Annotated in this window: 18 protein-coding genes; 6 read left to right on the top strand and 12 right to left on the bottom strand. The window is 42.9% G+C overall.

Annotated elements, in window-relative coordinates; genetic code table 11:
* Positions 1–115 precede the first annotated feature (115 nt).
* The 3 genes from C7Y66_RS04730 to C7Y66_RS04720 all read right to left on the bottom strand — a co-directional run bounded on the left by C7Y66_RS04730 (position 116) and on the right by C7Y66_RS04720 (position 3,940).
* On the bottom strand, positions 116–868 hold the full coding sequence (locus tag C7Y66_RS04730; protein WP_106544669.1) for a type 1 glutamine amidotransferase domain-containing protein: 753 nt from the start codon (positions 866–868) through the stop codon (positions 116–118).
* 64 nt (positions 869–932) lie between these two features.
* Positions 933–2,438, bottom strand: a complete 1,506-nt coding sequence (locus C7Y66_RS04725; RefSeq protein WP_015155296.1) for a GMC oxidoreductase — start codon at positions 2,436–2,438, stop codon at positions 933–935.
* A gap of 248 nt (positions 2,439–2,686) precedes the next feature.
* Positions 2,687–3,940: an NAD(P)/FAD-dependent oxidoreductase gene (locus C7Y66_RS04720; protein WP_106544686.1), complete on the bottom strand. Its 1,254-nt coding sequence runs from the start codon at positions 3,938–3,940 to the stop codon at positions 2,687–2,689.
* A 743-nt stretch (positions 3,941–4,683) separates the two neighbouring features.
* Between C7Y66_RS04720 and C7Y66_RS04715 the strand changes: the two genes are divergently transcribed.
* The 4 genes from C7Y66_RS04715 to C7Y66_RS04700 all read left to right on the top strand — a co-directional run bounded on the left by C7Y66_RS04715 (position 4,684) and on the right by C7Y66_RS04700 (position 10,335).
* Positions 4,684–5,922, top strand: a complete 1,239-nt coding sequence (locus C7Y66_RS04715; RefSeq protein ID WP_106544668.1) for an efflux RND transporter periplasmic adaptor subunit — start codon at positions 4,684–4,686, stop codon at positions 5,920–5,922.
* Between the two features lie 73 nt (positions 5,923–5,995).
* Entirely contained in the window at positions 5,996–9,268 is a 3,273-nt protein-coding gene (locus C7Y66_RS04710; RefSeq protein ID WP_015155299.1) for an efflux RND transporter permease subunit, read from the top strand.
* A gap of 161 nt (positions 9,269–9,429) precedes the next feature.
* Positions 9,430–9,672, top strand: coding sequence for a hypothetical protein (locus C7Y66_RS04705; RefSeq protein ID WP_015155300.1), 243 nt, complete (start codon positions 9,430–9,432; stop codon positions 9,670–9,672).
* Positions 9,673–9,738: 66 nt separating this feature from the next.
* Complete coding sequence (locus C7Y66_RS04700) at positions 9,739–10,335, top strand: GUN4 domain-containing protein (RefSeq protein ID WP_015155301.1); 597 nt, start codon at positions 9,739–9,741, stop codon at positions 10,333–10,335.
* A 74-nt stretch (positions 10,336–10,409) separates the two neighbouring features.
* Here the strand turns inward: C7Y66_RS04700 and C7Y66_RS04695 are convergent, their stop codons facing one another.
* The 7 genes from C7Y66_RS04695 to C7Y66_RS04665 all read right to left on the bottom strand — a co-directional run bounded on the left by C7Y66_RS04695 (position 10,410) and on the right by C7Y66_RS04665 (position 14,934).
* Positions 10,410–11,420: a bestrophin family protein gene (locus C7Y66_RS04695; RefSeq protein ID WP_106544667.1), complete on the bottom strand. Its 1,011-nt coding sequence runs from the start codon at positions 11,418–11,420 to the stop codon at positions 10,410–10,412.
* A gap of 3 nt (positions 11,421–11,423) precedes the next feature.
* The gene (locus C7Y66_RS04690) at positions 11,424–12,116 is read right to left on the bottom strand and encodes a carbonic anhydrase (RefSeq protein WP_106544666.1); all 693 of its coding nucleotides are present in this window, start codon (positions 12,114–12,116) and stop codon (positions 11,424–11,426) included.
* Positions 12,117–12,291: 175 nt separating this feature from the next.
* Positions 12,292–12,546 carry a DUF1830 domain-containing protein gene (locus C7Y66_RS04685; protein WP_015155304.1) on the bottom strand — a complete coding sequence of 85 codons (255 nt, stop codon included), beginning with the start codon at positions 12,544–12,546 and terminating at the stop codon, positions 12,292–12,294.
* Between the two features lie 85 nt (positions 12,547–12,631).
* Entirely contained in the window at positions 12,632–13,003 is a 372-nt protein-coding gene (locus tag C7Y66_RS04680) for a YdhR family protein (RefSeq protein WP_233222530.1), read from the bottom strand.
* A gap of 356 nt (positions 13,004–13,359) precedes the next feature.
* Entirely contained in the window at positions 13,360–13,578 is a 219-nt protein-coding gene (locus tag C7Y66_RS04675) for a hypothetical protein (RefSeq protein ID WP_015155306.1), read from the bottom strand.
* 38 nt (positions 13,579–13,616) lie between these two features.
* Entirely contained in the window at positions 13,617–14,228 is a 612-nt protein-coding gene (locus C7Y66_RS04670; protein WP_106167863.1) for a helix-turn-helix domain-containing protein, read from the bottom strand.
* A gap of 130 nt (positions 14,229–14,358) precedes the next feature.
* Complete coding sequence (locus C7Y66_RS04665; RefSeq protein ID WP_106544684.1) at positions 14,359–14,934, bottom strand: hypothetical protein; 576 nt, start codon at positions 14,932–14,934, stop codon at positions 14,359–14,361.
* An 893-nt stretch (positions 14,935–15,827) separates the two neighbouring features.
* Between C7Y66_RS04665 and C7Y66_RS04660 the strand changes: the two genes are divergently transcribed.
* Positions 15,828–16,844 (top strand): hypothetical protein, encoded by a 1,017-nt coding sequence (locus tag C7Y66_RS04660; protein ID WP_233222526.1) that lies wholly within the window; start codon positions 15,828–15,830, stop codon positions 16,842–16,844.
* Between the two features lie 90 nt (positions 16,845–16,934).
* Positions 16,935–17,111 carry a hypothetical protein gene (locus tag C7Y66_RS31590; protein ID WP_199197245.1) on the top strand — a complete coding sequence of 59 codons (177 nt, stop codon included), beginning with the start codon at positions 16,935–16,937 and terminating at the stop codon, positions 17,109–17,111.
* A 223-nt stretch (positions 17,112–17,334) separates the two neighbouring features.
* Here the strand turns inward: C7Y66_RS31590 and C7Y66_RS04655 are convergent, their stop codons facing one another.
* Together C7Y66_RS04655 and C7Y66_RS04650 are read right to left on the bottom strand one after the other, a co-directional pair.
* The gene (locus tag C7Y66_RS04655) at positions 17,335–20,883 is read right to left on the bottom strand and encodes an NB-ARC domain-containing protein (RefSeq protein WP_106544664.1); all 3,549 of its coding nucleotides are present in this window, start codon (positions 20,881–20,883) and stop codon (positions 17,335–17,337) included.
* Positions 20,884–21,165: 282 nt separating this feature from the next.
* Positions 21,166–24,786, bottom strand: a complete 3,621-nt coding sequence (locus tag C7Y66_RS04650; RefSeq protein WP_106544663.1) for an NB-ARC domain-containing protein — start codon at positions 24,784–24,786, stop codon at positions 21,166–21,168.
* Positions 24,787–25,080: the final 294 nt, after the last annotated feature.

The following is a 25,080-nucleotide window of genomic DNA, read 5'->3' as shown; positions in this document are numbered from 1 at the left end:
AATTTAATTTGGGGAATTTTGGCAAGTAACTATACTGCCTATACAGATGTCCTCGCGATCGCACTTGCCAAACTCTTTTACCCCCAATCCCGATTATTTTCAGGTGTGCCAACTTCTAGGCTGGAACTTTAACTTTGTTTAATTTCTTAGCAAAGGCTTTAGCTACCGCATCAGAGGAATAAGGATTTTGTCCCGTGACAAGGTTGCGGTCTTCTACTACGTGCGAACCCCAGATAACATTGGCTTTCTCGTAAATACCACCCAACCGCTCTATCTCAAACTGTAGTATGAAGGGTAGCATCCCTGCTATTGGTGTCACTAGTTCTTCTTCGTGGGAGAAGCAGGTCATGCGGTAGCCCTCAAACGGCCAGCGACCTTCGGGGGTTCTCAGCGCTAAAATTCCGCTTCCTCCGTGGCAAACAGCTGCTATTGGCTTGTCCAACTCGATCGCCCAACGGAAGAGTTGTGTCATCGCATCTGACTTCGGCATATCCTGCATCGCACCATGACCTCCACTCAGGAAAATACCATCGTAGGCAGCGACTTGTGCTTTAGTAAAGTCATCCAAATTCAGGGGTTTTTTGAGATCGGATGATGCCTCAATAAACTTGATAAACTCTTTGGCTTGCTCGGAATCATTTACCTGCGATCCTGCTGGTCTGACGTATGGCATGAAGTTCGGATCGATGCTGGTTTTATCCACGCTTGGCGTAAGACCACCTATGGTTGCTACATCAACTTCATATCCCTCTTGTTTAAAGATCTGATAAGGGAGGACAAACTCCTCAGCCCAAAATCCCGAAGCATGTTTCTCTCCAGTTGATAGGGTGAGAGTAGCTGAGTTGGTCATTAGTATGAGAATATTCATGGGATAAAATACACTCCTTGGTATTACATTGGTATTACAGTTGTAAATGGGCGCAGCAAACAGTTTAGTGAATATCTGCGATGATTCGATCCATACAGCGTTCTGCTAAAGCTGCGATCGTGTATGCAGGATTTGTACATCCTGTAGAGCCAGGAATCAGCGCACCATCGACGACATAAAGTCCTCGATAACCAGATACTTGCCCGTAGTCATCGCACGCTTTTCCTAGAACTGCTCCCCCCAGTGGATGGGCAGTGATAACGACATCAGTTTCAGGAGCGGGTCGGTTTGTGGTTGTGGGAGTATAAAATTTCATTTCCGTCATGGGTGTTTTGGTAGAAATGGCATTTTTACTGTCAAGAGTTTTGTAGGTTTTTTCTGTATCTACCATGAGTTGAGTTTCTCGGGGATAGTGTAACTTGACAGAATCTGTAGACGCATCATACGTGAAGGTTCCACTTTGTGAGGGTAGACCTAAACCAAGACACTGTTGCGTTCCTTCAGGACTAGCCCAATTTTCAAGATTTATCAGTACTATCGGGCGATCGAGGTCATCGAAGTTTTCTAACACTGCACCTGCGGGTCCTCCTTTACCAGATACAGGTGGTAAATTTGAACGAGTAGCAATGGTATCGCCATTAGAACTCCAAAATTTACCAACGTAGTCATTTAGTCTAGGTAATGAGCCTGTTGCTTTAGCTTTGACCAAAAGTTTAGAAGTTCCCATAGACCCAGCTGCTAAAAACAAATAGCGACAGCGAAAAGATTTTTGTTCGACAACCTCTCCTGATTCATTTATTTGATGACATGAAACCCGGTAACCAGCTTCAGGGGTTTCAGCAATCTCTACTGCTACATGTAGAGGAAGTATTTCGACGAAACCAGTTTTTTCTGCTTGGGATAAGTAATTGCGATCCAAGCTTTTTTTAGCGCCGCTATTGATACCCCACCAATGGTCTCCGACAATAGTAGACTGTACTTTTGTTCCGTTAATTTCTTCCCGGACTATATTCCAATCAACGGCTAATTCTAGTAGATGATTGCGGAATCCTGCTTGAGTAGCATGTTGAATAAATAGCCGCGTCGTATCATAGTAAATAGTATTTAAAATATCTGGAGGAATTGGCGAAGGCTGTAAAATTGAATGGACGCGAGGGTAATAAACTGTATCCATTTCATCATAACTAATCGAACCAGGAAAAACCTTCTGGAATAACTCAGGAATGGGTTGATAAATAATACTGTTGTAAACTAATGACCCGCCGCCAACTCCAGCACCATTTAAAACAATAATTCCATCTTCAACTAAGGTTTCCATCACACCTGTGTGTACGTCGATTGGCTGTCCGAATATAGTTGCTGGACTAAGCCAAGCGGCTCGACCATCAGGATTATGAGGAGTAGCAAAAGTATTTTGGGCAGGCGTAATTTGCCAACGACGACCTCGCTCTAGCACTACTGTATTGATGCCTGCTTGTCCCAAGCGTAAAGCTGCAACGGCTCCACCAAAACCACTACCGATAACAAGAGCTTCTACAGACTCATCATTTTTATGTAGTTTATGAACCATAAAACCTCCACATCACAATTTATGAGCTGTTGTGTATATATCTCGCATCAATAATGTTGCTCTTATTTTTTTCGTTCTAAGTGAATTTCCTCGATCTCAATATTTCAAAGTTTAGACCTCACAAAATACGATAACAAGAGTTGAATTTTTGCAGCAAGGGCGCATTCTTTACACTCAAGTAATTAATCGTTATTGCGATCGCAAGTCATCGCAGAATGTTTCCGACTTTCATTACAATTCCTGTGGAATCAAACCAAATTTTTAGCGTGATGGAATACTTCTTCGCTGAGCCACTCAGTAGTAACTTTTAAATTGTGGACTGGTGTAGGCAGCATCTCCAGGTATGTTAGTTGACGGATTGCATGACCTATTCTACCTTTAACTTCGTGCTTGTTAAATATTTCGGCAGCAGCCTCTTGCGTACCCAGTTTCATCAACGTTCCGCGCAAGAATATGCGACTAGCCTTGGGTTTCTCACCTACTGAAACAGCAACTAGGTTACGGGCGATCGCCTTCGCCTGTTGATAGGCAACCTGTGCCAGAGCTGGCTCGGGTTTGAGCAATGTCACGCAGTCGCCTCCAGCAAAAACTTCTGGATAGCCGACTAGGTTAAGGGCTGGCGTGACGAAGGGACGACCTTGCTTGTCGCGCTGCTCGTCGGGAATCGGGAGTTTTTTGACTAGCGGATTGATGGCTGTACCTGCTGTCCAAATCATCGTTTCAGCTTCAAGCATGGCAGGTTGGTTGGCGCGGGTATACTCTACTTTGCCTGAATCTAGAGCAGTGACAGCAGCTCCAGTCAATAGGTCAACTGGAACGACATGCTTCTGTAGAGCAGCATAAGCAGTCTCGCGCAGACAAGCGTTCACATCACCAGAGAGAATATTTTGACTGCGATTCATCAACACTAGCCGGATCTCGTGAGGATTGCCTCCCAACGTGGCATACCAGTTAGGCAACAAATCCGCCAGTGTATTTGCCAGTTCGACACCCGTTGGACCTGCACCGATGACAGCAATTGTCAGTAATTTTTGGCGCAACTGGGAATCTTCAATTTGGCTGGCGCGTTGTAGAGACTGGCGTAAATGCTGACGTAGGGCGAGGACATCCAGCCCGCTGCGAAATGGGAAAGAGTATGCTTCAGCTCCCGGGGTTCCAAAGTATCCCACTGTGCTTCCTACAGCAAGCACGAGATGAGTGTAGGTATAATGCAAGCCAGAAGCCAGTTCGATCTTGCGTCCGGCTAAGTCAATCTGTTCAACGGTGTCTTGCACGAACGTCACGCCACTTCCTTGAAGTAGTTCCTCGTATTGGGGCCAAACCTGGTTTGCATCCATCTGCCCGTTGAGAAATTCAAATAGCAAGGGCTTAAAAACAAAACGCTCGGAGCGATCGATCAAAATTATCTGACCCTTATAGCCTAGATGACTCAGGTAAAGGGCAGTAAACAATCCAGTAAAACCACTACCCACGATCGCAGTTCGCAGCGTTGATTGGCTCATTTGACCTCCAAAGATGTACCAGATTGGGATGAAATCGAGAAGCTGAGCGGTAGCGGACGAAGTAAAAACTAAGCAGTCGATCAGTCCGTAGATCTTAGAATTAGGAGTGGCAATTTCGCTCTTATGATTAACTAAGATAGTAAGAATTACCAAGTCCGATCGCAAGGGTTGCTCTTTCGGAGCAAGTCTGTATTCTTTGTACAAAAGAAGTATGACAAATCGAGCTACTATAACAAACTTAAGCCGAAGCTTTTAAATCCGATAAGTCTGTATTTTGTCATTAATATTTATAGCGATCGCCTGCGATCGTCAATTGAATTTGTTAAGAGCTGCTTGGCAAACAATTTGTTGGTTGAAATACTACTTAAACAATTGCCAAAACAATCTGGTAATACTTGTGAAACCCTTTCTTCACTAGATTTTTTCAGCTTTTGCTCTGTACTGAGCAAAAAAAAACAAACTTACTCAGAAATATTAACCCTAGTGACCTTGCAGCCTCACTCTTAGAATGGGCGAGTATACATCGACCGTCAAACACGAGGCTCAATACTATCAGTGCGATCTCCTCATTGCTCCAATTCTTTTTTCATCTGCTTGAAACAGAAAAACTTTTTATTGCTTAATCTTTTTTAATTCTTATTTACATTGCAAAAACAAAGCTACGACTTTATTTCCACTTAATATTTAGCAAAAGATATCAAGTCAAAGTAAAAAAAGTAAAAGCATACTAATGGAAAATTAAAATGAAATACAACGCTTTACTAACAGTAAAACTACTAGGTGTAGCCCTTCTAGCTACCACCCTGACTAGTGGCTGCAAATCGAGTACGCTTCCTGCTACAGCAAGCAAATCCCCTGCTGCTATTCCTGTCAAGTTGCAGACACTAAAATCTAGTTCAGTTCAAGATAATTCTGAATTTGTCGGAACGTTAGAAGCTGTCAAGAGAGTTGTCCTACAACCAGAGATTGAGGGTCGGATTGTCAAAATTCACGTCTCCAATGGAGATCGAGTTGACAAGGGAACGCCAATTGTACAGCTCCGCTCCGATCGCACTCAAGCCGAATATGCCAGTGCTACTGCTAAGGTCAACTCTGCTAGAGCAGTTAGCATCACAGCGCTAGCGCAACTAAAAGCAGCAGAAGCTAACAAAATTAAAGCTGCATCGGAAGTAGAACTTCAGAAGATACAGTATCAGCGAGCCGAGCGACTAGTCAACGAAGGAGTACAAGCTAGGCAGCAATTAGATATTGCGCATAGAGATTTGAATACAGCCGTTGCAGCCCTTCACGCTGCTGAAGAAGATGTAGAAGCTGCCAAATCCAGCTCTAATCAGATGAAGACTGAAATTAAGCAGGCTCAGGCAGAAGCAAATGCTGTTAATGTTTCTCTTCAGTACAAACAAGTGCTAGCACCGATCGCAGGCGTAGTTGGAGATTTTCCTGTCAAAGTGGGAGACTACGTTAATATTGGTCAAACTCTGACCAACATCACCCAGAACGACTCCGTAGACCTACGGCTCTCGGTTCCGATCAAACACTCATCTCAACTAAAATTAGGGTTGCCTGTAGAATTGATCGATCCCAACACAAATAAGCGCATAGTCACAGGCAGTATTTCTTTTATTAACCCTCAAGTCAACACTGGGGATCAAGCAATCTTAGCTAAGGCTCGCTTTTCTAATCGTAATGGTAATTTACGTGATGGGGAATTTGTCAAAGCAATAGCGATTTGGAACCAAAGCCCGGGAGTGTTAATCCCTACGGATGCCGTATTTACGATCGGCGACCAAAGCTTTGTTTATAGCGTTGAGCAACAAGGGAGCAAAACAGTCGTGCGGCAAAAGCCCGTACAGTTGGGAAACATCAAAGGTCAGAATTACCAGGTACTCAATGGAGTGAAGCCAGGAGAAAAGATTGCTATCACGGAAATTTTGAACTTAAGAGATAACGCCCCCGTTCAGCCGATAGCGTCTGAATCCTAAATTCTAAGCAATAGCTCTGTTCTATTGTCCCAACACTTTCACAGTCCCAACAATTAATAGGAACTCCTGGACTATGCTGTTGAGTATTGCTAACACTTTCATCAAAAGACCGATCTTAACTACAGTTTGCACTGTACTTATTCTGTTGATCGGCGGAATTTGTATTCCCCTGCTGCCCTTAGATAAGCTGCCGGAAATGGCTCTAAAACAGGTGACTGTAACTGCCAACTATCTGGGTAGTGATGCCAAAACCTCTGAAGAAAACGTCACCACCGTTCTGGAGCGGCAAATCAATGGCACAGAGCGGGTCGTCTATATGTCCTCTCAAACGACGAATAATGGTGATACAAGTATCAACATCTCTTTCCCAACGGAAATGGACAGGAACACCGCTCAAGTTCTTGTCCAAAATAATGTTGCCGTTTCTCAAGCCGAGTTACCTGAAGAGGTGAACCGAACTGGTGTCATCACCCAAAAACAATCTCCAACGATTACGATTGCTTACGCCTTTTATTCCGACAAGGATAAGAACGATCGATTCACATACAATCCTGTTTTCGTGAGTAACTATGTCGATCGCCAAATTCTCGATGAAATCAAGCGGATCGAGGGGGTGGGTAACGCCGTAATTTTGGGAGAACGGAAGTATGCCATGCGGATCTGGCTTGACCCCGATGCCCTTGCCGCTAGACAATTGACAGCTCAGGATGCGATCGATGCCATTTCAGAACAGAACATTCAGGTAGGAGCAGGTAAAATTGGTCAGCAGCCCACTCCCTCCGAGCAGCGTTACGAATTTGCCCTGAGAGCAGCTGGTCGATTCACGACTCCCGAAGAAGCTGAAAACACTGTGGTGAAAGTCGGTGCGGATGGCACGCTGATCAGAATTAAAGATGTAGGTCGAGCCGAAATAGGGGCGCAAGATTACAGCACCAATGCTATGTTCGATGGCGCGCCAGCAGTCGGTCTTTTAGTCTACCAACTTCCCGGTACGAATGCTTGGAACACGGCTAAGTTGGTCAAAGAAAAAATGGCGGAGCTAGAACAGAATTTTCCGCCTGGATTGAAAGCAGAAGTTGCCTTAGATAATACTTTATTCGTGGCAGCTTCCCTCGACGAAGCCTTCAAAACTCTAATCGATGCGATCGCGTTGGTGTTCTTAGTCATCTTTATCTTTTTACAAGACTGGCGCACTACCATCGTTCCTGCTATTGCCATTCCAGTGTCGCTAGTTGGGGCAATGGCTTTAGCGTTTGTATTAGGGTTTAGTCTCAATCAACTGACTTTGTTTGGCATCATCTTAGCAACTGGTTTAGTAGTAGATGATGGAATTGTGGTGGTGGAGGCAATATCTGCAAAATTAGCCCAAGGAATGAAACCACTGCAAGCAGCCCTAGATGCTATGGGGGAACTGACAGGGGCAGTTGTCGCGACATCAGTTGTACTCATGGCGGTGTTTATTCCCGTGACTTTCTTCCCTGGTACGACAGGAATTGTCTATAAGCAATTTGCGCTAGTTATTGCTTTCTCGATCGCCATTTCTACCTTTAACGCCCTGAGCTTCTCTCCTAGTATGTCAGCTATTCTCCTGCGAAGGCAGGAGGAAGTACACGGACCTTTGGGAGTGTTGTTTCGTTGGTTTAATCAGGTTTTTGACTGGTTCAAAACGGGATATACCAAGACAGTAGAATTTCTAATTCGGATTCGGCTGCTTGTCATTCCTGTTTTTATTGCCGGATTGATCGCGACGGGTTGGATCTATCAGACAACTCCGCAAGGGTTTATCCCTGAAGAGGATCAGGGCTATTTGTTTGCGATTGTCGAAGCTCCAGCAGGAGTTTCTTTAAACTACAGTGCCGACCTCTTGACGCGGATTACTGAAGAAGTGATGCTGCCGTTACCCGAAGTCGAACATGCATTTGGCACTGCTGGCTATGGGTTTGAAGGAAATGCTAGTAATAAGACACTTCTATTTGTCAAGTTGAAAAACTGGGAGGAGCGTCCTGGTGCAGATAAGTCAGTTTTTGGGGTTCTGCAAAAGGTTAACCAGGGGTTACAGGCAAAAGTTCCAGAAGCCCGGGCAATTGCAGTCAACGCACCGCCAGTGGATGGACTAGGTTCTACAGGTGGATTTGAGTTATACATTCAAAATAAAGCTGCCCTGCCTATGGAAGCGTTGATCGATAATACTCAAAAGGCGATCGCCGCAGCCCAAAAACGACCAGAATTGGCGGGAGTGTTTACTCAATTTACCTTCGGTACGCCAATGATGCAAATTTCGATCGATCGCAGCCAAGCCAAGGCACAGAACATCGAAATTAACGACATTTTCAATACCTTACAGACATATTTAGGCGCACGATACATTAACCAATACGTTCTTGGCGGGCGGCTGTATCGAGTTTATGCCCAAGCAGAAGGAACGGTGCGCTCTAATCCCGAGGATATAAGTCGTTTGTACGTACGCTCTCAAGATAACAACCTCGTCCAACTGAGCAATGTCGTAAACTTGACAAGATTGAACTATCCGCCAATTGTGAGCCATTACAACGCCTATCCTGCGATCAAAATCCAAGGCGCAGCAGCACCAGGCTACAGTACAGGACAAGCCATACAAGCGATGGAAGAGGTCGCTCAAGAAGTGTTGCAACCGGGATTTGGCTACGCCTGGACGGGAACTGCTTTTCAAGAAAAATCCTCTGGGGGTGCTGCACCGATTATTTTTGGTTTAGCTTTTGTGATGGTCTTTCTGGTGCTAGCCGCTCAGTATGAAAGCTACGTCGATCCCACCATCATTATGATTACAGTACCGTTGGCGATCTTGGGTGCTATTGGTGCAGTTGTCTTACGGGCAAATATTTTTCAAGCTGGTGGAGTTTGGCCAGCGGTTAACAATAATATCTATGCCCAGGTAGCTTTGGTGATGTTGATTGGTCTAGCGAGTAAGAACGCAATTCTGATTGTAGAATTTGCCAACCAGTCGTTAGAGACAGGTATGGATATTACCCAGGCAGCAATTCGAGCTGCTAAAGAACGCTTGCGACCGATTCTGATGACTGCCTTTGCTGGTCTCGTCGGTTTCTGGCCCCTGGTAATTGCTAAAGGAGCTGGAGCAATGAGTCGTTGGTCTTTAGGGACAGCGCTCTTTGGTGGCTACCTCATTTCGACAATCTTAAGCTTGTTTTTAGTACCAGTGCTGTACGTCACGATCAAGAAACTAGAAGAGCGTTTCTTAAAATCAGGTAAATCAGGTACACCTAGCGAGCCAGGATTTCAACAACCGCAGATTCAAGACGAGAGGGAGCAGGTTCTTCCCAATTTTCAAGCTTCTTCTCAAAACGAATAAACTATTCGATTTAGTCAAGGTAGTATTCCGAGGTAACGGTAATGTTTCGTAAATGGAATTTCAACGACTATCTTAACCACATCTTGTTTGCTGTCACCATTTTCTATCTGTTTTATTCCTTTTTCTTACACCACTAATCCAATTTACTCTATAGGACAACTATGAAGGTCAGGCTAATTATTTTGTCAGGAATTATGACCGCTCTTGTCGGCGTAGTTATTAGTTTAGCTGCTACCAAAATTGGTCAGCGTAACTTTAATCAACTTCAATACGAAAGCCAGTCTTACCAAAATTTGCATAAAAAATATGCTTTGATTGGTGCTAGTTTAGGATTCCTTGTCGGTGCTGGACAAGAATGCCTTCGAGAGCTGAAGACTGCAAGGGATAGAGAAATAGAGCAATAAAACAAGTAGCAGCTCGTTTGTTTATCTTATCAGAAACTCAAAACAAGTACTTTAATTAGGAATCTAATGTCTACTACACATGAGTCTGAAATCATTGCTCGTTTAGCCGCGATGGAAGAGCAATTACAGCAATTCAACCAGCTTTTCTCTTGCCTTAGCGAACGAGTTACTCAGTCAGAGGATAATTTGCGACTAGTTGCAGATATCCACAAATACAAAAAGCTACGAGATTTATTAGCAGCAGGGAATTTGCAAGAAGCGGACTGGGAAACTATTCGGGTCATCCTGGCAATAACAGGACAGCGAGAACTAGAATCTATTACCCCTGAAGACGTGAAGCAATTTCCCTGCAACGAACTGCACGTAATTGATAGCCTCTGGACAACTTATAGCAAGGGTCGCTTTGGCTTCAGCGTGCAGATGCAGATTTATCAAAACGTGGGTGGTTCTCTTAATACCACTATTGCTCAGGATAATACAGTTATCGAACGCTTCGGCGATCGCATCGGTTGGCGCGTAGATGGCAAATGGCAAAAATGCGATCGCCTTGATTACACTCTTGCTGCACCGATAGGCTGCCATCCCTCGCGGTGGTGGAATTCGCCCTTTGGTTCAAAAATGACTAACTATTTCTTCAATCGCCTGCTCACATGCAATCTCTAGATCGGCAACAGCATAGCTAAAATTGCTATGTTTTCGTGCCGATCGAGAATTACTAAATGTTAACGTTCTCAATCTTATACTCGCCAAGAACAACTGCTGCTGGGAGCAACTGCGATTAACTCTTCAACATTTTGTAGCATAGTGTTGCAAATTACATCTAAGGGTAGATCGTTTGCATCGTAACCAAAAGGTTCTTCTATTTCTGAGCCAATTTGCTCAATACTTAACAAAGTGAAACTGACAAAAGCCATAATTAAACCAGTCCACCAAGTCAAGTTTTTCACTAATTCCAGCGGTAATATCAAACAATAGATTAATACCAGTAGTCTAAATTTAATGGAATAGATTAAAGGTAGTGGTGTTTTCAAAATGCGTTCGCAGCCTCCCAAAATGTTGATTAACTCATCTAACAAAGCGTGTAAAGCAGTTAATTGATAAATATTCACACAATTACGTTCATACTGATGTTGCAGATAATCCCTAATCCACAAGGCAATCTGTAGTGGAGAATGACGAACACTTTTGAGTTTGAAGTACTGATTTTCAGACATCAATGAGGCTAGCTGCTTGTCCATTGCTTCTGCTCTTAGATGTAATTTCATGGCAATTGAAAAAGCAACTAACAGTTTGAGAATCGCCTCTTTTTCTACTTTTTCTTGAGGCGAGCTATCTTTGATAACTATGTAAATTCCCTGAGCTAAGTTCCGAACCGTATTAACTAGCCTTCCCCAAAGCTTGCGGGCTTCCCAAAAGCGATCGTGAGCTGTATTCGTGCGAAAAACTAACAATAAAGTTAGACCCACATTGAAACTTAAAATGGCATTAGTAATCACACCATTTCTTTCGGGAAATACTATATCCGTGTCAAAGTAGTGAATTAATGATATAAAAAAACCATATCCACTACAAAAAAGTACCCAAGGAAAAATGACGGGAATAACTGTTCTTTCAAGCCGTAAAATGACTTGAAACCAATTTAGCGTTTCACCAGTGTACAGGTGATGCTTTCCTTTAAATGTGTTTCTTGCCTTATTGAGCAAACGTTTGCACTGCTCTAAAGCATTACTAGGCTTGATAAAGCTCATATTTTACAACTCCATTAACTCCGATAAACCTGAGCGCACGCCAGCTATGGGGTCAGGTACAGGTAGTGGGTCTTTAATCGGGACAAATTGACCTAAGTTGGCATTGTAGGCAATAACATTTCCACTCTCAATCTCATAAACCCAGGCATGAAGAAAGAGTTGACCCGATCGCAGTCGAGAGCGAATGACTGGGTAAGTCTCTAAGTTTTCTATCTGCGTCAAAACGTTTTCCTTAACGGTAAGACTTAAAAGTTCCTCACCTTCATATTCTTGATAGTTATCCTGAACTAGGCGACGAGTGGCTGCTGCATAATGGTGTAACCATTCGTAAACCAAAGGCATCTCTTGAGCGAGGCTACCTAACTGCAACAACCCCTTCATAGCGCCGCAGTGAGAATGACCGCAAATAATAATATCTTTTATTCCTAAAGCCTGAATCGCATATTCAATTGCTGCTGCTTCAGTAAAATTTGCAGTACCAAAAGGTGGAACGATGTTACCAACATTGCGAATGACAAACAGTTCGCCTGGTTGAGTTTGAGTAATCAGATTTGGATCGATTCGAGAGTCAGAGCAAGTGATAAAGAGTACCTGGGGAGCTTGACCTTGAGCTAGCCGCCCAAACATCTCTTGGTGAGAGCAAAAGTAATTGATTCGGAACTTCTCTACACCTTTAACCATATCTTGCATGGACATTGCTTAATACCTCGCCAAATGGATAACTACAGGAGAGCAGGCAAACAAATACGTATATTGAAAAACTTATTTCTATAATTTTTTTAATGAATTCATTAATTTAGTCGTAGCGACATTTATTTTTACGATCGCCTTCTTTAATCCAACTTAAATTTACTCAAAAGAGCGCTGCTAGTCAATCTATTCGGAGGCGATCGCAGGGTATCTTATCCGACAGAATAGCACTGCACATGTCGCATGTATGGATTTCTAAATGAGCATTTCTCGGAGCCTCAAATAAAATACGTTGACCTGAGAAAATAACGCGCTCAAAGTGACAATACGAAACATTTGCAATTCGGAGAATCTGAATTTTTCGAGTGCTATTCACATAGCAACAAAGAAGCTTTAGAGAACGCTGAGTTTGTGGAGGAGCAAATATGAGAGCCATCTGTTACAATTTTCCTACTAAATCAAATTGTCAGATTCAGTCCATCGCATTTACACTAATACAGTCATGAAACATAAAATGTTTCTTATTGAAACAAAATACTTTCACTAGTTTTAAAACTATTTGACTTGAAACCACTTAAACCTCTGAGTAGATCGGTAACAGAACCTTCGGCTAGAAAAGTATATTTTTCATTAAGATCGAATGATTTAACGACAATCTCTTCAAAGTTTGGATCGCTGATAATCCGATTAAATATTGGTCCGTTAAAATAATCAAAAACACTCGCTTCATCCTCAAACAAATAAATACCCCCTGCTTTTGAAGTATTTTCGTTATTAATCATCCAAATTTTCTGAATTAGCCCCGGAACTTGAGCAAGCGCTTGGGTAAAATCTAGCATAACTGTTCTGCTACTAGCTGTTTTCTTCTGCGAGCGATCGCGCTTGAAATCGATTTGGATAATTTTTGCCATTTTTCTCATCAACTCGATTGATTGAAACAAGGCGTACTCCGTCTACGGTCATCGCGACTTAAATAAACAAGGTTAAATAAAAACTAGTTTTTCTCAGCTCTCGATTGGCTGACCAATTGTATTTTCATAAATATGAAAAAGCGGAACGTATTGTGAAAGACATAGATCGTATACACAATACGTTCCGCACTGCTTCCGTCTATTGGTTGTTAGGAACGTGACTTTGTATTAGTTTATGTCTCTCTAAATACAAACACAAGGGCTAAACTTTGGGGACAAGTCTGCTATCTTTTTTCTGGTTCTCAATTGAAGTGAAGACTAGCAGATTTATTCCGTCTCTACTTGCTAAAATTTCCAGTTAGTTTCTTTAACTGAAGATATGCTTCTTCTGGAGTCAGAGCAGCAGATTCCTTTTCGTTAGGGATATAGAATTCCCAACTATCTGGAAAATGTCGAACAACAAAACTTGGGATTAATCCTAACTTAATTGCCTTTTTTGCTAATTCTTCTGCTTGTTCTGCCAGAGTAATTTCATCGTGAAATAGATGTTGGTTCATGATTTGAACAACCCCCAATAAATAGCATCTACAAGTTTCTACAGAAATGCCTCATTCAAGTTCTCTTGACCAATTGTTATGTTCTGATACAGAATCTCAACAATCTCTTGTATACAAATCTGTAGTCTTTGAGCTTCTACAGCAGTTATAGTTTTGGCTCTTTGCTCAATCAGATTGCTTGGCTTTTCCTCTTTCAGGTCTACTTGCAAAAGTGGAACGCTCCTACTTTGATATTTTCTCCGCCAAGCTTGTGGAGTCAATCCGTGGAACCGGAGAAACAAGCGACTGAAATGCCGTCTATCAAAATAACCTACTGCTTCAGCAATCTGCTCTACTGACTGACCAGTTTCAAGTAATAGACAGCGTGCTTCTGCCATGCGGCGTTCCACAATCCAGCTCAGCACAGTTTTTCCAGTTTCCCGTCGTACAAGGTCAGTCAAGTACGCCGGAGAACGACCAACCGCTTCAGCTACCTCTCGTAGACTAATTGAATCGCAATAACGTGCTTCGATAAATTCAAAAACTTTACTCAAAAGGGGATGGGACTGAAGCAAAAACTTTTGAAATCCCACCATTCTAGCATTTTCAATCAGCGAGTCTATATCGACAGTGTGGAATTCTTGGCTCTCAAGTAAGCGATTAGAGTTCATAAAATCACACCCATTATTTAAAGAAACTGCAACTTTCTTCTTGGCTTTTCCTACGTTCAATCGAATTTGAAATTTTTTTACTCCTCACTACTTAGAAACAATGCTTTGAGTCAGCTTTTCATCCGAACAACTAAGTTTCTGGTTCGCGTCTGAGCCAGTACAAAAGTTCGCTTGGGGCATAAACATCGCGAAAAAAATCTAGATGCGAGCATTTTAAATAGCAGCCGCCCCGGTGTCCGCGTCGTAATATGGTTTCATTTCCTTTAGCAATTGTTTCGCTGCTCTCGTTATCTATGCAGCACCATTCTGTGTAGACGACTTCATCATGGAACATCACAATGGGCCAACTCATCGTGACACCTGGCTGAGCAGTAATTGCCCACCAATGTTCTTCTCTGTGTTTCGCTGTGGTTCTGCTGTAAAAAGATCCGTCCGCACAAAGATATACCAGTCCATCGGTGTACTCCCTTGTTAGAATATCGCCTCGCCCTTGTCGCCAAGCTTCACAATGCGTTGACCACCAATCTTTGTTTTCCCGTTCTATTTGTACTAGGTTGTAGTTTGTGGTAATTTGAGGAAATATCTCCTCGCGCAGAGAAATGTATATCTCTGCATCGCTGAGTAGCTTTAGTGCTAACTCATTTGAAATCAATTCTGGCTTGGAATAATCGGTAAGCAAGTCTCTGTAGTAATTGAACCGCTGCATCACCTAAAAACCTCTACCAGGTGAGAAGGAGTAGAAGCTGATTTGTGTTGGAATTGTCAATCCTTTGGTTGACTGTAGAGTTTGCTGTCTGCGTGTAAATTATTGCCAGTGACTACCAATGTGCTATCTGGATCGGGTTTTAGCAAGTAAAGATAAAAAAGATAAGCAAAAAATTGAAATTTCTAGGTAATCCTTTGGCTGTAAGTTGCTCTAACTTCCATTGGCAAAGGATTTCAGTAATTGGCTGCTGTAAACGCCAGAATTAGCTAACGTTCTTAAATTTAGTTTTTTATCGACACTCAAGCAATTGCTTCTATTGCTTGCTTAACTTATGGCGATCGCCAAGTCGTGGCTGAAGCGTTATTGTATCTTATGTTGCGATCGCTATAACATCATCAGCAAATCTTATCAAAAAGACTTAGCAAGTCGAACTATCGTCATCTACTCACCCTCGTGAATTTTATAAAGTTTTAAAATTTCAGCAAGTTAAGCTAGCAATCTAAAACTTAAGAAAATTAAGAAATTATAAAATTTGTATTTTTGTAAACTTTTGGAGAGCTGAAACTATTTCCAGCTTTAGCTTTGAGCTACTGTTGACATCCACAAATTCAAGTTTTTTTCTTAACTTTGTTATCTTTGCTTGGAAAATTATCTTGAAGCTAGCAAACTGAAATTCATAACGCCTCTCTCGATAGACGCATTCGAGAAGGCAAGGCGAAATCGACAGAAGCAGCACTACGTATCTTGTCCTCACGATCGCAAATAAATCTGCTATTTAGAGATGAGGAAAGTCGTCTAATACTTTTTTAATGCACGATTAAAGCTGTTTGTCAACCTTTATTGGAGCTAGTTCGCTAACAATGAACGCTAAACATCAAACCGAGGAAGTGCAAATGACCAAACAGTTTGAGGCTGGCGAACAAACATCTGAGATTTCTATACCATCGCCAAGTGACACGACTTCTTTCAAGAGTGTTGAATCGGCAGGTTTTGTAGCTGATACAACGGTGGTGAAAACTGCTAGCTGCTCTTGGCAGTATACATCTAATAGTAGCCAGCCTCATAGTAACCAACAATCTGCAACTGATGATGCATCGACAGGTTTTGTGGCTGACGCAGCAGTGGTGAAGACCGCTAAACGCACTTGGGCGCATCAACCTAGTTCTGCAAAGCAAGGCATTATCTTCACTGAAAAGTCAGTTGACGCAAGCAACAAAGCTAAAACTCGGAAGCTGTTGGATGGAGCAATAGCCTTAGCTTGGAGTCAGGTGAAGACTCGCCGCAGACCACCTGCTTTGACCCGCGCACGTTGGGTATGGCGACTAGCAGGTTCTTACCATCTATGCCAACCTACGCCACGATTGATGGATGAAGCCGCTTGGCGCTTCGCTTCAGCCGGACGCATGGTTTTAGCTCAGTGGGCTGCACAAAAAGCCAGTGAGGAAGGGGGTCACGACCGACTTGCCCTGCTCGATATCCAGTCTATGGGATATAAGGCTGAGGCTGTGGTAAGAGAACTCGTTCCCCCAGCAGCAATAACTTTGGTCGATTATTTCACTCGAAGCGTGCAGGCAAGAGATCCAATTGGTTGTGCTGGTTATTCTTATACAATGGAGCGTTTAGCAATGGGAATCAAAGAAGATTACATCCAAAGGGTAGAGGCTTTACTGCCACCTAAGACCAATGCTACTCGTTGCTTGCGGGTACATAGTGCTGTTGGTAGCGATGTGGGACACGTAGACGAGACAGTAGAGATGATGACTGAGCTTACGTCTGATGAGCGTGTCCAGGTGGCAAGAGCTTGCTACGAAGCCGCACTGCTGTGCTTTAGCCCGCCCAAGGAAGGCTACATATCGGATGAGGAATTGGAGCGTGTTTTGAAAGCACTAGCACAAACTAAACACAAATGAAATCTGATTATCAACTATTCGCATAATCAACCGATAAACAAAACTTGTCCACAACACAATACTACTCAGAACAATAACAAGGAGAAAATTATGGCAACTTTAACAGCTACAGCGATCGATCGGCAATCTTTGGATTGCAATTATGATACAAGCAGCCTGACTGAGAGCATCTTCAAAATTTTGGATGACACAGAGTTTGATTTGGAAAGCATTTTAGTCAATGAATTTCCACAAGGATTGCCAAACGATCTTGACAACCCTCAATGATAAATTTCGGTTATATGCCCGTTTTATGGAGCGGGCTTGCTCTAACAGCCAATATCTCTGATTATCTAGCCTCTTTGTAGAGACATTGTAAAGTAACGTCTAGATATGGTGATGTACAAACATTGCCATATCTGTACAGGCACATAATTTGCACAAATAACCCTTGACAGCAACAGTATTAGAACAGAGGAAATCTCCCACTCATTGACCCAATTTTTCAGATTCAATCAACTGCCCCCAGTGCTTTTAGCGTAGTAATAGTCACTTCTGATAAACCTGTAACGTCGGCGATCTTCATGTGTTCATAAGGTTTTTCAGCTTTCATAATTCTTAAGCACTCACCTGTTGTTAGATCCCACAGTCTAATTGTCTCATCATCACCACTACTAGCTAAAATCTGATTATCAGGACTAAAGGCGACTGACCAAATCCAACCTGTATGTCCTTGCAACGTTTTTTTGCATCGATCGGTGCTGACATCCCACAACTTGACTGTACAATCCTGAGTGCAACTAGCTAGCGTCTGGCTGTCTGGGCTAAAGGCAACTAATTGTAACCAACCTGTATCTACTTGCAAAATTCTTTTACATTCACCAGTGCTAACATTCCATAACCTTAACGTTCGATCGGGACTAGTACTCGTCAGTAATTCACCATTCGGACTAAAAGCAACTGACCAAACCCAACTCGTATGCCCTTCTAACGTGTTGATACATTCACCAGTCTTGATATTCCACAACTTGAGTGTCTGATCTAAAGCGCCACTCGCTAGCATTTTCCCACAAGGACTAAAGGCAACTGACCAAATTGCAGCATGATGTCCCTGGAAAGTTCTCAATACTAGACCAGTGCTGACATCCCACAACTTTATTGTTCGATCCTCGCTGCTACTTGCCAACATCTGACTGTCAGGACTCCACGCAATCGACCAGATTGCAGCCCCGTGTCCTTGGCAAGTTTTCAAGGTTTGACCAGTGCCGACATCCCACAATCGAACCGAAGAATCGTGACTACCACTGGCTAGCGTTTGACCATTTGGACTCCATGCAACTGACTGCACAGCAGCCCAATGTCCCTGAAAAGTTTTCAGAGTTTGACCAGTGCTGACATCCCACAATCGAACTGAAGAATCGTGACTACCACTGGCTATACTCTGCCCATCTGGACAAAAGGCAACCGAGAGTATTTGATTAGTATACCCTTGGAAAGTTTTGCAGCAGCAACCCGTGTTAACATTCCATAGCCTTACTGTTTGGTCGCGGCTGCCAGTGGCTAAGAAATCGCCCTGTGGACTGAAAGCAACTGAAAATACCCAACTAGAATGTCCCTGGAAGGTTGTGCGGCATTCACCAGTGCTGACATCCCACAACTTGACTGTCTGGTCGAGACTGCCACTGGCTAGAAGATTGCCTTGCGGATTAAAAGCAACCGACCATACTCCATTAACATGTCCCTGGAAAGTTTTGAGGCATTGACCACTGCCGAGATCCCATAACTTTACTGTTCGGTCTTCACTGCCACTCGCCAGTGTTTGTCCACTAGGACTGAATGTAATTGACCGGATTGGATTAGTGTGTCCCTCAAAAGTTTTGAAACATTCACCAGTGTTAATATTCCACAACCTGATAGTATTGTCAGCACTACCACTGGCTAGCATCTTTCTATCAGGACTGAAGACAACCGAGACTACATGATTCGTATGTCCCTGGAAGATTTTAGAGCATTTACCATTGTGGACACTCCACAATCGAATCGAGAAGTCGTCACTGCCACTGGCTAATATATCACCATCTGGACTCCATGCAACTGACCACACTTCATTCTCATGTCCTTGCAAGGTATGAAGGCATTGACCTGTGGCGATCTCCCACAACTTTACCTTGCTGTCGCTACTACCACTAGCAAGGGTACTGCCATCAGGACTAAAAGCAAGTGATGTAACCCAGTTAGTATGTGCCTGACAGGTGAGGACTGGTTTGCCATCTGCAACTTGGTACAAGCGAATCTCGCCATTGCTATCACCCATTGCCAATAGTTTACCATCAGGGCTAAAGGCTACTGATAAAACACCACCGAAGGTTTCAGCAAAAGCAGATTTAGCTAAGTCGGCATTTTGGAAATTGACATCGTGTAATTTTACATTCCGCAAGTCTGCTTGCCAGACACTTAGGTTAGAAAAATCATAACCGCTTAAGTCAGTTTCTAGATGACAATGCAGATTGAGAATATTTCCTGCTGCGTACCCTGGTTCTAACGGATAGCGCTCTTGCAGCGTTACTCTAATTTTATTGAGCTGCTTTTCTAAACTCTTTTTCGTTCTCAAGATACTCAACAGGCGATCGCTAACTGGCTTAAGAATTAAGCGAATTTGAGTATCCTTAACGTAGTCTTTGCCTTGAGCCTTCATCAAGGCATAGGAATTGAAAAAGGCAATTTTTTCACTACAAATTTCCAAACAAACCTGAGCCACCAATCGCTCGGTCACATATTCTATGACAACAGGCTGGAGGGTGAAAAGCGCCTCAGTTTTTTCAACTAAACTTCGCCGTGACAGAGATTCTACAGCTTCTATAAATTTTGCTTGCGGTACTGGCGTGACAAAATCCGATCGCAATTCTGACAGTGAAACTGGTTCTCGGTTAATCGCCAGCCAGTAGACGATCGCCTGTTCTAAATCTATTAACCGCTCAAACTGCTGCTCTAAAAGTTCGTGAATATCGCCAAAAACTACGGTATTATGTTTCAAAAACTCCGAAACACTACCATCGAAGACATCTTGAATCGTCGTCGCCACTATTTTTAATGCTAAAGCATTCCCTGCATAGCGATCGACCAGTACTTCTAATTCTTCGCTTGCTCCAGAAACCCCCTTTATTTTAAAAATTTTCTCACCATCCGTCGCCTTTAGACCATTCAATGGAAGCGATCGCACGAGCAATTTTTTGCCTTCAAGCGGGACTAAATCTTTAGGTTTTTCTCGACTTGTCAAAAGCAAGCAGCTATTGTGGGGAGTTTCTCCTGCTCTTTTTAACAGTTCTCCATAACCTTCATATCCTTCCTGATATTGTCCGGCTCGACTACCACTGCACAAAATCGACTCCGCATTGTCGAGAATCAGCAAACAGCGAGACGATCGCAAGTAGAAAAGCAATCGCGATATTCTCTCACCAATGCTTTCTGATAAATCTATTTCTTGCTCATCAGATAAAAATTGGATCGCTTGAGCCAAAACAGTCTCGACAGGTGGCGCGTCTCGTAGCGAAATCCACCGAACGTATTCAAACCGATCCTGAATTTGTGTTGCCAGCTTGACAGCCAGAGAAGTTTTACCGATTCCCCCCATGCCCAATAACGCCACTACTCGGCAGCGATCTTCTAGCACCCATTGCTCCAACTTGGCAATTTCTTCTATACGCCCGTAGAATACTGAAACGCAAATTGCTTCTTTGAGATCTTGTCGCTTAGGAGTAACCCGAACTTCTAGCGGCTCCTCCAAATTTTGATTTGGGTTAACATAGTCACTTTTTTGCAACTCTAGATTAAATGACATAAACAAGCTGACAAGCGTGCGCTTGTCAACTGCTTCTTTACAACTCATGACCCTTCCCAGAGTGACAGTCGTTAAACCCGTGCGATCGCTTAATTCTTCCAGCGTGAACTTGTTGCCAGCCTTCTCCAAGATTTCTAGAGCGAGTTTTGCTTGCTGAAACTTTTGCCATCCTTCACGAGTGAGAATAACACCTCGACTGCGTTTTGGTTTTAGCAAGTCCATAGACAAATCAAGTGTTTTTTTATACCCTTAGCCCTACTGGAATTTGCTGCTGTTTGGTTAGATTTAGACGAGCTGCGCCCAGATAAATTTCCGAAAATCGATGCAGATAGGTCTATTTGCACCAAGGTTCGGATTTTTAGAGACTTTTTCTCAGTAATTCTAATGTATTTTTTGAGAAAAATCTATTTACGGGTAGTAGACAAATTTGGGTTTTTAAGTAAAGCAAAGATTAACTAGGGAGACAAGTGCCGAGTTATCCATGCTTCACTCACCCCCTAGTGACTATTCTTCTGGATGCTCAACTGCGCCTAAAGCTTTTAAAGAGGCGATCGCTGCTACTGTTAAACCTGTAACGCCAGTAACATTCATGCCTTCATAAGGCTTTTTACTTCTAAGAGTTCTGATGCACTCACCAGTCGAAATATCCCACAGCTTAACTGTTTCGTCTTCGCTACTACTAGCCAGAATTTTACCTTGAGGGCAGAAAGCAACTGACCGAATCCAGTGAGTGTGTCCCTGAAAAGTTTTGACACACTGACCAGTGCTAACATTCCACAATTTGACCGTTGCGTCAGTGCTACCACTAGCCAACAGATTTGGGCTATCTCGACTATTTGCCACAGGTGCTTGCGCAGAGCAGGCAACTGATGTTACCCAACCTGTATGTCCCTCTAAAATTTTGAGACACTGACCAGTGCTAACATCCCATAATCTCACGGTTTTATCTTTACTGCCACTAGCCAAGATTCCCTCTTCGCCCTCCTTTTCAAGGGGGGTTGGGGGGATCGGTAAGAAAATCACTGACAATATCCAACCCGCGTGACCTTGGAGAATCTTGTCGCATTCGCCACTGCTACAATCCCACAACCATAATTTTTGGTCGTCGCAGCCAGTGGCTAAGATTTTACCTTGAGGACTAAAGGCAACAGACCACACTCCATGAGTATGTTCCAAAACATTCACGCATTGTCCAGTGCTAAGATTCCAGAGTCGCACTGTGCGATCGTCACTACCACTAGCTAAAACGTTTCCTTGAGGATTGAAGGTAATTGATTTCACCCAACTAGCATGACCTTCCAAAGTTTGGCAGCATTGCCCATTGCTGGTATGCCAAATTTTTACTGTGCGATCGTCACAACCACTAGCAAAAGTTTGTCCATCGGGACTAAAGGTAACTGTTCTGATCCAACCCGTATGTCCTTGCAAAGCTTTGCGACATTGACCAGTGCTAGTATCCCACAACTTCACCTTCTGGTTATTGTCGCTAGTCGCTATAGTTTTACCATCGGGACTAAAGACTACCGACCATACACCGTCGTGATATCCTCGTGCAGTTCTCAAGGCTTCTCCAGTACTAACATCCCATAACATAGCTGTTTGACCGTCACAGCTACTGGCTAGAGTGTTACCATCGGGGCTAAAAGTAGTTGACTGAATTGCTCCAGTATGTCCTGACAAAACTTTGATACACTCACCAGTGACAGCACGCCACAATCTAATGGTGCGATCGCTACTACTGCTAGCAAGAATTTGTCCATCTGGGCTATAGCATACTGACAACACCCAACCCGTATGTCCGTGCAAGGTTTGGCAACATTTCCCAGTACTAACATCCCAAATTTTCACCGTGCGATCGTCGCTGCTACTGGCAAAAGTTTGTCCATCAGGACAGAAAGCAACTGTGCGGATACAATCAGTATGCCCCTGTAAAGTTTGCACAATTCGACCAGTATTGACATCCCAACAGCGAATCGTGCGATCTCTGCCACCACTGACCAAGATATGACCTTGAGGACTAAATGTGACTGAAAACACCCAGTCTGTATGTCCTTGCATTGTCCTAATACATTCACCAGTGCTGGTATCCCACAACTTTACCGTGCGATCGTCGCTACTACTAGCGATCGCATGACCTTGAGGACTAAATGCTACTGAGTGTATTCTTTCAGAATGCCCTTGCCAAGTTCTCAGACATTCACCAGTGCTAATATTCCATAATCTTAAAGTCTGGTCAGTACTAACACTACCAATGATTTTGCGATCGGGACAAAAGGCGATCGCTTGCACCCAATCTGTATGTCCTTGCAAGGTCAAAATTTGTTCGCCATCGACAAATTCTCGCCATAAGCAAATCTCGCCTCTAGCGTCACTTACAGCCACAACTTTACCATCGTAACTAAAGGCGATCGCGGAAATATTACTAAAGGATTTAGTAAATATAGATTTGGAGAGATCGGCGTAGGCAAAATTTACATTGTGTAAGGTGCGTTGGCGTAGATCGGCTTGCCAAATATTCAGATGAGAAAAGTCATAATTCGTTAAATCTGTCTGGAGATAACACAGTAGATTGAGCAGATTGCCCGCTGTATATCCCGCTTCATGTGGAGATTCTATTCTTAACTTAGCTAAAAGTTGAGATAGCCGTTGCTTAATCTGACTTTTGGTTCTAAAAATAGTCAGTAGTTCTTCTAGAATCGGCTCGATCAGACAGCTAATTTGAACAGCTTTTACCCGCTCTTGACTCTGTACTTTTAATAAAGCTATCTTTCTAAGAATGACAATCTTTTGATTGACTATTTCTGCACAAATCAATCCAATCAATTGAGCCGTCACATACTCCATGACTACAGGCTGGAGGGTGAAAAGCGCCGCACTTTTCTCAACTAGCGATCGCCTCCTTAACGACTCCAAAGCCTCTAACAAGTTTGTCAATGTTAACTGAGAGAAAATATCATTTTGTAATTGCAATATCGAGACTGGTTCTCGATTGATGACTAGCCAATAGATTAACTCTTTCTCTATATCTGATAACCGTTCAACTTGTTGTTCTAAAAGTTCGCGTAGTTCGCCAAATACTATAGTAGTTTGTTGCAAGAATTCTAATATGCTACCATTAAAAATATCGCCAATAGTCGTAGCAATAATTTTTAATGCTAATGGATTGCCTGCATAGCGCTCGGCTAATGTTTGCCATTCTTTGTCAGAACCGGAGATTCCTTTGAGGCGAAAGATTTTTTCTACTTCTAACTTACTTAAACCACTCAGTTGTAGCGATCGAACAGGTAGTGCTTCTCCTTCTAATAAGGCTAATTCTTTAGGTTTTTCCCTACTAGTAAGCAGCACGCAGCTTTGATGGGGAACTTCTCCCAACCGTTTGAAAAGCTGACCGTAATCTTCACATCCCTGACAGTAGCGCCCAGTTTGAACGCCACATTGCATAATTGTTTCAGCGTTATCGAGTAATAGTAGACATCTGTATTTTTGTAAATAATCGATTAGTTGCGACAATCTCCGACTATTATTGTCTGGCAAAGCGGTTTCAACCTGTTGCTCGTTGGAGAAAAATTGCAGCAAGCTATCGAGAAGATCTTTGAGTGATGGAGCATTGGATAAAGATCTCCAAAGAAAAAACTCAAATTTATCCTTAACTTGTTCTGCTAACTTAGCAGCTAGAGTAGATTTACCAATGCCTCCCACACCCAACAGCGTTACGACTCGGCAGCGACTTTCGATAATCCATTGCTCTAACGTGGCTAGTTCTGCCGCACGTCCGTAGAATATGGATACATCAATAACATCTCCCCAGTCTTGATGTGTAAATGCGATCGCGCATTCTGGTTGCTTTGCATCTAGGCTAGGCTGTGAATAGTCACTTGTATTCAGCTCTAAGTTAAATGCTGCGAATAAATTAATTAGGGTTCGCTTGTCAACCCCTTCTTCACGAGTTAGTATTTTGGCGAGGGTAGCAGTTGTTAATTGAGTGCGTCCGCTTAATTCTTCTAGTGTAAATTTTTCCCCATACTTTTCATGAAACTCTAACTCTAGTTTTGCGTTCTGAAACTTTTGCCATCCTTCACGAGTTAAAACGATCCCTCGCTTACGCCTTAGCTTGTTTAAGTTCATTAGAACAGCGGGTTTTTAAGAAATGTATCATTCGTCTGCCGATGACATAATATCTGCCGATCGCGGAGGTTTGCAACCGAATTCAAGATGTATCTTCGATCGCATCAGTTTCAATTTTGCAATCCACCTGAAGGTATAAAATTACAGCGAAATCTAATTTTACATGCAACTACTGCAAGCAGTTAAGTAATAAAATTGACTGGGCTAACATGATTTCAACTGACAATCTGCACTTGTAAAAAGGATTTTTGCTATAAAAACTAGGACATTTCAATGAATTGTAGATCGAATTGC

Origin of the sequence: Chroococcidiopsis sp. CCALA 051, assembly GCF_003015105.1 — a bacterium.
GTDB lineage: Bacteria > Cyanobacteriota > Cyanobacteriia > Cyanobacteriales > Chroococcidiopsidaceae > Chroococcidiopsis > Chroococcidiopsis thermalis.
The sequence above is the reverse complement of the archived record's forward strand: the minus strand, read 5'-3'. Positions and strand labels throughout refer to the sequence as shown.